The following is a 12,870-nucleotide window of genomic DNA, read 5'->3' as shown; positions in this document are numbered from 1 at the left end:
AAATGTAATCCTTTTCTGTCAAAATACCGCCTGTTTAATCTTTTTGCTTGTTTTTTGCAGTAGATAACATCCCGCAAGCAGCAAAAATATCCTCTCCCCTGGAAGCACGGATAGTACAGATAATGCCTTTGGAGTTCAACATATCCCTGAACAATTCCATTTTACCCATGTCCGAACTTTCCAACGGTACATCCGGTATTGCATGAAAACGGATCAGGTTCACCCGGCAAGGTATTTCTTTTAATAAACAAGCCAACGCTTCCGCATGTTTCAAACTATCGTTCAAATCTTTAAAAACAATATATTCAAAAGAGACACGTCTTTGATGCGTAAAATCATATTGCTTTATCAATTCCAGCACATCATGAGCCGGAAAAGCTTTCTCTACAGGCATTAAAGACAAACGTTCTGCAGAATAAGGGGAATGTAAACTAACCGCCAAGTGGCAATCACTTTCATCTAAAAAGCGTTTCAGTCCCTTTGCTCCGATTGTAGACACGGTAATACGTTTCGGACTCCAGGCATATCCATAAGGGGCTGTTAATATTTCCAGCACTTTAAATAACTCGCCTACATTGTCCAACGGCTCTCCCATTCCCATAAAAACGATATTTGTCAATTGTTCGTTTTCCGGCAATGACTGTATCTGATTCAATATTTGATTCGAAGTCAAATCAGCAGTAAAACCTTGCTTTCCTGTCATACAAAAAAGGCAATTCATTTTACATCCAACCTGAGATGACACGCACAATGTTGCCCTATCTTCCGTAGGTATATACACTGATTCAACAAAACGTCCCTCCCCTACCTGAAAAAGATATTTTATAGTACCATCTACCGACTTCATAAAATCCGATGGAGCCATTGCTCCAACTTCATAATGATTTTCAAGCCAAGAACGTTTAGCTGCAGCAATATTTGTCATTTCAGCTATTGAAACAACTTTCTTCTTATACAACCAATCAGCCATTTGCTTTGCCGCATATCCAGGCAATCCTGCTTCCGAAGCAACCTCTTTCAATTCATCCAGAGTCATACCCAGCAAACGTTTTTTTCCGTTCATTCCGTATTAATCTATTATTTTATTTTGCAAAGATATAAAAAAGCTGCCGTGCTCATATAGAGTACGGCAGCTTTATCACAGGCCATATACTTAAGCCTTATATCTTCATCCGGTATTAATAAAAACGGATACGGTTATCTTCTATTTTTGCTTTATTTACCAAAGCCTGTATAGCCTGGAATCCGATTCTGTATGAGTTTGCTGCATCTAAAGCACGAACTTCACTTACTTCATTATATTCTTTATTTTCCTTATTCTTCGCAAAAACATCAAATACATATACACCGTTGTTTCCTGCAACCGGAGCACTCAATTTACCTTCCGGAGTTAAAGAGACCATTGCATTCAACTTAGGTTCTACACCCATACCGGCAATACGACGTGTTCCAAAGCTAATAAATTTAACAGAGTCAACAGAAGTTCCCATAGTCTGAGCATATGCATCCAAAGATGTCAGATTTTTAGCAATCAAATCACTAACAATCTTTTCGCCTTTCTTCTGATTGATCAACTCTGCTTTCAATACAGGAGCAACCATATCAACAGGACGATATCCTTCAGGCAGCGAACCCTGAACTGCAGCAATTACAAATTTATTGTCACATTCAAAAATTTCAGAAACCTTACCTTTATCATTCTGGAATGCCCAACGGATAACCGGACGAGAATTCTTGATTGTTCCCAACATCTGATTGTCAGCTGTTACCGTTACATCTGAAATAATACTATAACCGGCTTCTTTAGCAGCATCATCCAATTTAGCAATATCACTGTTCTTTGAAATAAATTGATTCAATTCATTATAGATATTGCTGTAAGTCTTTGAACTTGCAGATACAGACATATCTATATCTGCAACTTTATATTTATTCACATTAGCAGTTTTGTCTGTTACTTTAACAATATGTGTACCATATAAAGACTTAACCAACGCAACATTATTTACCGGAGTTGAAAAAACAGCATTCTTAAATTCCTCATTTACACCTCTCAAAGCAGTAGCTTCTGTAAACCAGCCAAGTTCGCCACCCTTTTCGGCAGCCTGATCTGCAGAGAATTGTTTTGCCAATTCTTCAAAGTTTCCACCATTCTTCAATACATTCATCAAACTATCAGCCAAAGCAGCTGTTTCCTTCTCTGCTTTACCTGCTAACATAATATGGCTTACTTTTACAGAATCAGGTGCATTTGTTTTGTCAACCAGCTTAAACATTCTGTACTTGTCATTTTCAAATACTGGTCCATATACAGCACCTACTTCGGCTGTTGTTGCAAATTGTTTCAACTCAGGATCAAAAGCAGAAGCCGTAAAGAATGCATCCATATAAGGCACCTCTGAGTTTTCGTTTACCAAATCGGCAACTTTTGCAGAAGAAATTAATTCCTCCTTCAAGCTTTCAATATCAGCCTGAGCTTTGTCATAATCTTCTTTACTAGGACGAATGTCTACAGCAATGTATTTAACTACTTTGCCTTCTTTCTGTTTAAACATTTCCTTACGCTGGTTATACAGCTTTTCAATTTCACTCTTACTTACCTGTACTGCAGAATCAGGAATTGTTGCATAAGATTGCATTGCATATACAATATCCGAACTTTCTGCATTTTCATTAAATGCTTCTTTTGCATCCAGCATATTAGCAGAAATCGCCTTACTCAATAAAGTAGTATATTTATCTTCCAAACGTTGACGTTTAATATTCTTTTCCCAAAACAACCAGAAATTTTTAGCCTTAACTATTTGAGCTTGCTGATCGGCCGGATAGTTAGCCAAATTATCATCACTGATAGTTTTCAGGAAATTCAACAATGCTGTTTTATCAAATGCTCCTGTTTGGGGATTTGTAAACATCTGCATTTGTTGAATCAGCGGAGAAATATTTTCACCCTGAACCATATCAAATAATTCTTCAGGAGTCACGACCATGCCTAATTTAGCTGTAGCCTCATCCAGAACGATCTCCTGAACAATAGCATCAAATACAGACTGACGAATCTGTGACATATATTCTTCAGGCAAACTATTCGAACCAGTCTGCATTTTATACATCTCGGCCATTTCGTCTACACGTGCCTGATAATCCTGAATCTTAACAACTTCTCCGTCAACTTCCGCAACTCTTTCCTGAGTTTGTCTGAAATAAGTAGAACCAGAGTTCAAAAAGTCTCCAATAATAAAAGCAAACAATGCCAATCCCACAACAAGGACCAACAAACCTGCTTTGCTTCTAATTTTCTCCAGCGTAGCCATTTATCTTTATTTATTTTTTAAAGTTTATTATTTCTCATTTAAGGGCACGAAGATACGAAAAAAAGAATTTGTCACATCATTTAATCCTTTTTTTTTCATCATTCAGCCACTTTCATACGCACAAGTTCTATTTTAGTTGCCGTAACCTTTATGATTTTGAATGTGTATTTATCAATGACCACCGATTCGTTCAATTTCGGAAATCTCTGATAAAAATGAAGAATAAAACCCGCAATAGTGACATAATCGTCCGATTCCGGCAGCTCCAGTCCAAACATTTCGTTCAAAGTATCAATTTCAATTCTACCGGATAAAAGATATTCGTCCTCTCCTACTTTTTTAGCGACATGAGATTTCATATCATGTTCATCCTCTATTTCACCAAAAATTTCTTCTACCAAGTCTTCCAAGGTCACAATACCCGAGGTTCCCCCAAACTCATCCACAACGACAGCCAGGCTTTTCTTATCTTGCATCAAAACCTTCATCAACTTATTGGCGGCCATTGTTTCTGGAACAATTGACACACTACGAATACTTTCTGTCCAGTCTTCCGGATGTTTAAACAATTCGGATGAATGGATATAGCCTATAATATCGTCAATATTTTCGTTATAAATTAATATTTTAGAAAGTCCGGTTTCTATAAATTTTGAGCGCAGTTCATCTATAGTAGCAGACGTATCACATGCTACAATTTCCGTACGAGGCACGATACAATCCCTTAAACGGACATTCGAAAAATCCAACGCATTCTGAAATATCTTCACCTCCGTATCCATATCAGAATTTTGCGGAGCATCTTCTATGCTTTGCTGAATAAAATAATCCAAGTCAACTTTACCTAACGTACGGTCGGATGAATCTTTCAGATTTTTCACTCCTCCCAATTTCAAAAAGGCAAAAGATAGCAAAGAAGAAAATTTAGAAACCGGATATAGAATTACATATATAACAAAAAGCGGCACCGAGAATATCTTTAATGACAAATTCGGATTCAGCTTAAATATGGTTTTCGGAATAAACTCTCCTGTAAACAAAATCAACACCGTAGAAATAACAGATTGTATAAGTACAATCAAAGCTTCGTTATCAACAACTTTTGCGATATAAGGTTCAAGCAACATGGCCATTTGCAGACCATATACAACCAAAGCAATATTATTGCCAACCAGCATCGTTGAAATAAACTGGTTCGGATTATTATAAAAAACATCTAATATCTTACTTATAAAACTTTTATTCCGTTTATCAAGTTCATACCGTAACTTGTTGGAAGAAATAAAAGCGATTTCCATACCTGAAAAAAAAGCAGAAAATGCTAATGATATTAGTATATACGGTAAAGCATTCATTTACTTACTTTTTAAAGGAGTCATTGTAGACATTGGCATATCCTCTTCCTGTGTTTTTTCTTCTAATTTTTCTTCCAAAGGTGTTTCCTGTAAAGGTTGATTTGTCCGAATACTATCAGCCGGTGCTTCTTTCACAGGGAAAATGCCTGTCGAATTAAATATTTTATATTTAGTCATATCCTGATTAGACTCAAAACCGACACCTGTAATTACCTTATCTACCTGTTCTATCCGGATATATTTATCAGAATATACCTTTCCTTGCTTTTCATCCCAATATAGCAATGACGTTTGAAAGTGCTCACCTTCTAAATTCTCTATTGCAACATTGCCAATTAATTTCCACAATCCTTTTTTATTATAATAATAAGCCGTATCAGCCTGTACACTTGCTTCCGTATGGAAAGTCGTATCAAATTTTTCTATATACAGACCTTCAGGGAAATACCAATAAGGTTCGACCGCCTTGTCAAACATCAACCACTCTTTAGCTTTCACGCTATACCGGGTTATTCCGGAATCCGATATAAGGCTTGCCACTTCCGTCGTCTTCATTGTATATGTTTGATTCGGATCAAACTCCACATCTACAACCTCTTTATTTTCTTTTGAACAAGATGCCGAAAATAAAAGAAGCATAACAACTATCACCGGGATAGTTGTTATGCCTTTATCTTTATTCGTTTTACTAAGAAAACGTGATCCAACCATAATTATCTAACAATTGTACGCTCTCCGATCCAGCCGCCGATTGTAATACTCTTTCCTTTTTCCAAATCAGGATGCATGAAAATTTCTTCGGTAGACGGCAAGTGAGCACGGTAAGTATTAATCAATGTATTAGCTTCATCAGCCACACTGGGATCAACCTGTTTTGCTCTTTCAAACTTGTCAATTGCAGCATAATACACGGCTCTTACCATTACAGGGTCATCCGGATAAACAGACTTAGCTGTTGCCGCATACATTTTACCTATCAACATTAAAGGAGCTCCTGAATTAGGATTCAATTCCAAAGCCTTCTGACAATATTGTCTGGACTTTGAATAGCTATTCTGTTCAAAGCACAACAAAGCAATCATATAATAATCGTCTGCCTTTGCTGAATTATCAGTTTCCATATTAGCAGCTTCTTCAAAATACTTAATAGCTTTATCGTAATCTTTTGCCTTAACAGCCTGCTTGGCAATACCTATAGCAGCTTCAGCACTCGGTTCCAGTTTATATGCATAAGCAGAAGCAGCAAAGTAAGCATCAATCTCCTGGCAACGAACACGTCTTAATAAAGCAATAGTCTCTTTCAGGAAAGGAAGATTATCTTTGTTTTCATCAATCTTAGCTGCATACAGATTCTGCAGTGTTTCACAATCGGCAGCACCGCTACTTGCAAAACCGTTATCCACGCCACTCTTTATCGTAGTAATCGCCGCAATTTCTTTTGCGTTATTTGCAGCCTGGGCAGCATTCAATTGTGTTTCCAATATTTTTGAAACTTTCAAATAATCCTGAATATATTGTTCCTTGAAATTCGGATCTGCCATCAATTTCTTTAACGCAGAAAAAGCAAACAATGAAACACCCAGAATCTCCGTATCGTCGCCTTTTTCATTAATAATTTCATTCAACCAGTTATAGACAGTATTAAAATCGGCATTTTCGCCCATATACTGCAAATAATCCTGGGCCTTACGCGAAATAATCCAGTCCTTGCCATAACGTTTGTCGTTCCCGAAATATTTAACACGCTTATCATAGACAGCCATCAAATCATTGATAAGAGCCTGTCTTTTTGCAGGATCTTTTTCGTTTTCAATCTGCCATCCTACAATTCTCACACCATATAAATAAATATCCTTTGTTGCAGCAGGACATTCATTATACGCAATTTTCCATGACTCCAATGCATCCTTATAGTTTCCTCCTTTAGCATAAGGAACAAATAAACTGATATTGGTTATGCATCGAACACTATCCTCACCTGATCCGAACTGTGTACCATTATCCACACCTTTCTGTGCATATGCACCTAATGCTCCTATCGAGCATCCGATTGCAAGCAATAATACTTTGATCTTCATATCTATTTTTATATTAAAGTTAACTATTTAATTAATCGACTTTTCGTTTAAAGAACCATAATTCATTAAATGTATAGTTCACTGTAAACCGGAAATACTGTTCATTAATCATAGTCTTCACTTCGGGACGAATCTTTACATATTCAAAAGATACATTCACAAATGAACGGGAATCCACTAATGGCAGTCCAAAACCGACACTTGCACCATATTCGCCATAGCTACCGCTGGCATATCCATTATCTTCCGTCTGGTTAATCTTCAGATAAGAATTACTATAATGGAAACCTGCGCGATATCTCACCTTTGCCAGGAAATTATGATTTTGCACATCCGGTATAAATTCGCCACCTACAGCTACACGGATACGATTTTTAAAATCATCTTTACTATCAAAAAAACGGGCTTTCCCCCATTCTTCGTATAAGAAATCAGCCGCCAAAGTTAATTTATTTTGTTTTACATACGAAATACCCGCTCCGTACGAATTAGGTAAATCAAATGCCTGATTCGTTATCGTATCAGCAACATTATCAACCACGCCTCCACTGGATGTTACCTTTTGCAAAGTATTATAAGATTTTGCATTCAAATGGTTATTCGGCGAATAAGCAAAACCCACTGTAATATTTTCGGTTGCACTTATCGGATGAGTATATTGAATACCAAAATCCAATTTATAATCCCGCACCTGCACCTCTTGTGTACGGACTATATTATATCCCGGACTTGGAAAAGTAACATTTTGTTCATGCGTAATGTTTCCAAATAAATATCCGGCATTTAAACCGACAGCCAGTCTTTTCTTCCACAGATCGACAGAAATACCTCCATATGCTTCTGTCAAACCTCCTTTTCCCACATAAGAAGCTACGGCATCCAAACCATTATCTTTATTATTGATTTTACTTCCGTATTTATATCCTACATAAGAATAAGGCAGCATACCTACACTCATAGCAATACGCCTGGAAATAGGGAATTGCATTGCAATGTACTCCACGTTACCATTTACATTCTTTTGCCTGTTTGTTCCGTCATCATACCAGGATAATTGCGCGGATGCACCAAAGTCAAACAAAAAAGTAAGTGAATCCATACTACTGTAAGAAGCAGGATTCATAGGATTTATCTGTTTTGATGAACGTAATCCATAACCAATACCACCCATTGCACGTCCGGCGCCAAACGAGCGGTCGGCCAGTTCACCATACCCAAAACGAGTATAAGGTGAATTAGTATTGTTCTGTGCCATTAAAGACAACTGAGTAAATATAAGAATGCTTGTTATTACGACCTTATTAATTTTCAACATTATACTCTAAGATTCTATTTAATCCTGTCAACACTAAATTAATGTCTGCAAAGATGGAGTTTTTTAGTCTTCTTTCAAAATAAAACGAATGACCGCCTGTTAAAAAAACCAAAAGTTCAGGATATTTCACTCGTAACTCTTCAATGTATCCGTCCATCTCGTAAACAATTCCATTCACAACTCCGGCCTGTATTGCCGTTTCAGTAGAGGTTCCCAGCATAGGAACATTGTCTTGCTCGGTAACTAAAGGCAACTTCTTCGTAAAAAAGTTCAAGGCTTTAAAACGAGTCGTCATCCCCGGAGATATGTTCCCCCCCAGATAAATACCGGAAGCTTCAATTAATTCGTAGGTAATAGCTGTCCCTGCATCTATTACCAGTATATCTTTTCCCGGCTGCAGATAATTTGCTCCTACAACTGCAGCTAAACGGTCTTTTCCCAAAGTAGCCGGAGTTTCATATTGCACAGAGACAGGCAGGGCTACATCTTCATTCAAAAACACAAAATAACGCAACTTACTTCTCAAAAAAGCAAGCAATTCTTCATCCGTATCGACTACTGTAGATAAGATACCTTGCGTCAAGTCGTATGCCTCCATAAGCGGAGCTATAACCGAAACACCGAACTCTTTATATACAAAAGATGCTTCCATCTTTCCTTTATTATATATAGCAACCTTCGATGACGTGTTCCCTTGTTCTATGATAAGATTCACTTCGCTGATATTTTCCGCAAAGAAACATAAAAATGACGAGATAACAACAAGAACAAATAAAAACATTACATTCAAATCCAAAACTAAACCGTAACAAAAACTGTTTAAGCCGAAAATTATTAATATAAAACGCGCTTCCCATAACCGGTTATCTGGCAGCCGTAGTTACGATTCTGGGAGGTATATTTCTTTTATCATCATCTCCGGATCCATCTTTGTTTGTTGCCGGACATGTAATATGCGGAGTTGGACTGATTACTGCCTGTGTAGCTACAACTGCAACCTCATCTACCCGTTTTACCTTAATTCAGGTAAATGCAAAGACAGATGACCCGCGTATTCCTAAGCCCTCTTTTTCAAAGAAACAAGCAGTATCACTTATCCTGGTTGCTGTTATTATAGCTTTAGTTGCCTGGATATGGGCATTTCAACTATTATCCGGAAGCGGACAACATTCGCAATATTCTGTAGCAGGTCATGTAATGGTTGGATTGGCCTGTATATGTACAAGCCTGGTAGCTCTGGTAAGTACCATTGTCAGACAGATAAGAAACACTTATTCCGACTTTGAGCGGAACTGGTGGCCCAGATTCGTACTGTTTTTCGGCACATTAAGTATTTTCTGGGGATTAATTATCATGGGGACATATGACCCGGCTGAAGCAACTACCGGATATATCATGGTTGGACTCGGATTGGTTTGTTACAGCATATCCAGTAAAGTTATCCTTTTAGCCAAAATATGGAAACGGGAATTCAAATTAGCCAACCGTATTCCTTTAATACCCATATTCACAGCACTAGCTTGTTTTTTTCTATCATCATACTTATTTGATTTAGCCGAACTGAGCAGCAATTATTTTGTCCCGGCCAGAGTACTGGCCAGTTTAGGAGGAATTTGTTTTACACTGTTCTCTATCGTTAGTATATTGGAGAGTGGTACATCTTCCCAATAAAGCCGGCACGTTTTATCTTTTCATATCCGTATATTTATAAAAAAGATCGGAACAAATTATTCTTTTGGGCAGGTAGAATTTAATTTTGCCCCAGGTCAAAATTAATTTCCACCTAGCTCAAAATTAATTTTCAGCCGCCCAAAAGATTATTTATACGGGATGTTTTTCTTAAAAACTGCCACACTAAAAAACAAAAGTCCCTATCCTGAAACAGTAATATCACCTAATTAAAAAAATAAATCTACCTTTGTAACATAATAAACAAAGGAATGAGAAAAATAATATATCTGCTACTCTCCCTGCTTATATACACCTCGGGATATGCTCAATTCAAATTAAGCGACAATGCCCGGATAAGCATATTAACAAGTTCGCCGTATGATGATGAGGTATTTACCGTATACGGGCACGCTGCCATACGGGTATTTGACTCGGATCAAAAGCAGGATATAATCTTTAACTATGGAATATTCGACTTTTCCAAACCAAACTTTATTTATCGTTTTGCCAAAGGAGAGACGGATTATAAACTAGGTGCAATAGATTTCCAAAGTTATGTAATAGAATATCAGATGCGGGGCAGCGAAGTAACCGAACAAATTTTAAATCTCACCCCCAAGGAAAAAGACCGCATCCTGCAAGCTTTACTTGAAAACTATAAACCGGAAAACAGAGTTTACCGTTATAATTTCTTTTTCGATAACTGTGCAACACGTCCCGTTGCCATCATAGAAAAATACATAGATGGCAAAATAATATATAATGATCCGCCGGCACCGAAAACATTCCGAGACATGATAAATTATTGTACGCGCAACCATGCCTGGCTGACATTTGGTTGCGATTTAGCCCTTGGCAGTCCAACCGACCGGAAAGCAACAGCCCACGAAATGATGTTCTTACCAGAGTATTTAAAAGACGAATTTGCCAAAGCTACAATACAGAACCCAGACGGTACAACACGCAAACTAATATCCGACACAATCCAGATTACAATAGCTGATGAAAACGCCGAAATAAACAATGACGGCTTCTTTACACCCATCGTTTGCAGTTTGGCACTTTTTTTGCTGGTTGCATTATCGACATATATAGAATGGCGTAAAAAGAAATATTTTCTTATTGTTGACTGTCTTTTGTTTCTGGCTGCCGGATTAGGAGGAGTGATTCTGTTTTTCCTCAGTTTCATATCTGTTCATCCGTGCACATGGCCTAACTGGTCGATGATATGGCTACAGCCTTTGGATTTGATTGCTGTCATATTGTTTTCTGTAAAAAAACTCAAGAAAGCTGCATATTACTATCATTTTATTAACTTTGCGGCGCTTACACTAATGCTGCTGGGATGGCATTTCATCCCGCAACATATGAATATGGCGTTCATTCCTTTGGTAGCAACCTTATGGCTACGCTCTGGATTTGGTATTTACAGACTAAAGGACAAACCTATAAAACGATAGGTTGAAGCCCAATTTGAATATGGAAAATAGAATGAGGAAATTTTTATCGTCGCTTATTGCGATACTAGTGGTTACTAACATGGAGGCACAACAGCATGCTCCCAAATTGGTAGTCTGTATCACAGTAGACCAGTTAAGAGGCGATTATATAGAATATTTTTACAACACTTTCGGCGAACGGGGTTTCAAACGTCTGCTAAACGATGGAGTTGTTTACAACAATATTCGTTTTGAATTTTCGGATATAGACCAGGCCAGTGCTTTCGCAACGCTGTTTACGGGAAGCAATCCGTGTTTCAGCGGAATAACGGGTAACAAGACATTTGATTTTGAGAAAGAACAAGAAATCTCAATCCTGAACGATCCGGAATATCTGGGTAACTATACAAAAGACAACTATTCACCAAAAAAACTGTTCAGTTCTACTATAGGTGACGAATTAAAGATCGCATCCAAAGGCAGAAGTGACGTATATGCCATTGCCCCCGATGCCGAAGGAGCCATTATATCAGCCGGACATGCGGCAAACGGTGCCTTCTGGATGGACAATCTGAACGGCAAATGGGCAACAACCACTTATTATAAAGGCATTCCATGGTATGTAGACCGTTACAACAACGGCCCGGAAGCCCTTTCTGCCCGTTTGGAAACAATGGTATGGACTCCATCCCTGCCACTGGAAAAGTACAATGCCTTTCCATACGTACTAGACGACCTGCCGTTTCGTTACACATTTAAGGAGAATACGGCAAACTGTTATCCTAATTTTAAAACTTCTCCGTTTATCAATAAAGAGATAAACCGCCTTGCCCTTCAATTCCTCGAATACGGAGCATTCGGTACACGCAGTTGCCCGGATATGCTGGCTATTACTTATTATGCCGGCAATTACCGCGGAATATTAAACAAAGAATACACACGTGAAATACAAGATACGTATTATCAGCTAGACGATGATATTTCCAAACTGCTGGACGCAATCGACAAGAAAGTCGGCCTTAACAATACATTAATCGTATTTACAGGCTCAGGGTATTACAGAAGCGAAGAAGAATACCCCGACGGTTTAATGGTGAACGGAGGAGATTTTCATCCGAAGCGTTGCGTAGCCCTACTCAATATGTACCTGATGGCTGTTTACGGACAACAGCACAACTGGGTAAAAGGCTATTATAACAATCAGATATATCTAAACCGTAAAGCAATTGAAGATGCAAAACTGAACTTGAAGGAGATACAGGAGAAATCGGCCGACTTCCTTCTCGAATTCAGCGGTGTGCAGCATGTTACTACCGATTATGCTTTACGTTCGGGCGACTGGAACGAAGGAACGGCAAAATTCCGCCAGGGAACCCATCATCTTGGACGCGGCGATCTGATTATCGAATTGCAACCCGGATGGAAAGTAAACTACGACAATCCGAAAGAAAAAGTAAAAGTAATACGAAATAACGCTGTTATTACTCCATTGGTATTTATGGGCAACGGCCTCAAGCCGCAACATATCTACCGCGAAATAAAAGCCACGGAGGTAGCCCCTACGGTAACCCATGTGCTGAGGATCAGGCCGCCAAATGCAACACTCAGCTTACCGTTAAAAGAGCTGACAGTCGACAAATAACGCAGCAGTCAACTCTGCAGATAACTATTTTAGTAAATAACAAAACAACAATACAC

At 38.2% G+C, this 12,870-nt stretch carries 9 protein-coding genes and 1 pseudogene; 3 read left to right on the top strand and 7 right to left on the bottom strand.

Annotated elements, in window-relative coordinates:
- Positions 1-34 precede the first annotated feature (34 nt).
- The 7 genes from rlmN to ACYIB7_RS05030 all read right to left on the bottom strand — a co-directional run bounded on the left by rlmN (position 35) and on the right by ACYIB7_RS05030 (position 8,777).
- Entirely contained in the window at positions 35-1,063 is a 1,029-nt protein-coding gene (gene rlmN / locus ACYIB7_RS05060; RefSeq protein ID WP_099463251.1) for a dual-specificity RNA methyltransferase RlmN, read from the bottom strand.
- A gap of 115 nt (positions 1,064-1,178) precedes the next feature.
- Positions 1,179-3,314 carry a peptidylprolyl isomerase gene (locus tag ACYIB7_RS05055; protein ID WP_103982963.1) on the bottom strand — a complete coding sequence of 712 codons (2,136 nt, stop codon included), beginning with the start codon at positions 3,312-3,314 and terminating at the stop codon, positions 1,179-1,181.
- Between the two features lie 98 nt (positions 3,315-3,412).
- Positions 3,413-4,669 carry a hemolysin family protein gene (locus ACYIB7_RS05050; protein ID WP_103982964.1) on the bottom strand — a complete coding sequence of 419 codons (1,257 nt, stop codon included), beginning with the start codon at positions 4,667-4,669 and terminating at the stop codon, positions 3,413-3,415.
- Positions 4,670-5,380 (bottom strand): LPS export ABC transporter periplasmic protein LptC, encoded by a 711-nt coding sequence (lptC, locus tag ACYIB7_RS05045; RefSeq protein WP_480338280.1) that lies wholly within the window; start codon positions 5,378-5,380, stop codon positions 4,670-4,672. It abuts the gene before it with no gap.
- Positions 5,381-5,382: 2 nt separating this feature from the next.
- Positions 5,383-6,747 carry a tetratricopeptide repeat protein gene (locus tag ACYIB7_RS05040; protein WP_480338279.1) on the bottom strand — a complete coding sequence of 455 codons (1,365 nt, stop codon included), beginning with the start codon at positions 6,745-6,747 and terminating at the stop codon, positions 5,383-5,385.
- A gap of 31 nt (positions 6,748-6,778) precedes the next feature.
- Entirely contained in the window at positions 6,779-8,062 is a 1,284-nt protein-coding gene (bamG, locus tag ACYIB7_RS05035) for a BamG family beta-barrel-assembly machinery protein (RefSeq protein WP_103982967.1), read from the bottom strand.
- Positions 8,049-8,777 carry a type III pantothenate kinase gene (locus ACYIB7_RS05030; RefSeq protein WP_234999301.1) on the bottom strand — a complete coding sequence of 243 codons (729 nt, stop codon included), beginning with the start codon at positions 8,775-8,777 and terminating at the stop codon, positions 8,049-8,051. Before ACYIB7_RS05030 ends, bamG begins: the two co-directional genes overlap by 14 nt.
- Before the next feature lie 134 nt (positions 8,778-8,911).
- Between ACYIB7_RS05030 and ACYIB7_RS05025 the strand changes: the two are divergent.
- From ACYIB7_RS05025 to ACYIB7_RS05015, 3 genes and pseudogenes are all read left to right on the top strand, one after another.
- Positions 8,912-9,733, top strand: a pseudogene (locus ACYIB7_RS05025) (DUF2776 family protein); the annotation flags it as partial.
- A gap of 269 nt (positions 9,734-10,002) precedes the next feature.
- A complete protein-coding gene (locus tag ACYIB7_RS05020; protein WP_480338278.1) occupies positions 10,003-11,193 on the top strand; it encodes a lipoprotein N-acyltransferase Lnb domain-containing protein in 1,191 nt (396 codons plus the stop codon).
- 31 nt (positions 11,194-11,224) lie between these two features.
- Positions 11,225-12,814 carry an alkaline phosphatase family protein gene (locus ACYIB7_RS05015; protein ID WP_480338277.1) on the top strand — a complete coding sequence of 530 codons (1,590 nt, stop codon included), beginning with the start codon at positions 11,225-11,227 and terminating at the stop codon, positions 12,812-12,814.
- Positions 12,815-12,870 lie beyond the last annotated feature (56 nt).

Source organism: Parabacteroides sp. KHUB-03 (assembly GCF_056640975.1).
Note: the sequence above shows the minus strand (reverse complement) of the source record. Positions and strands in the feature narration are given on the sequence as shown.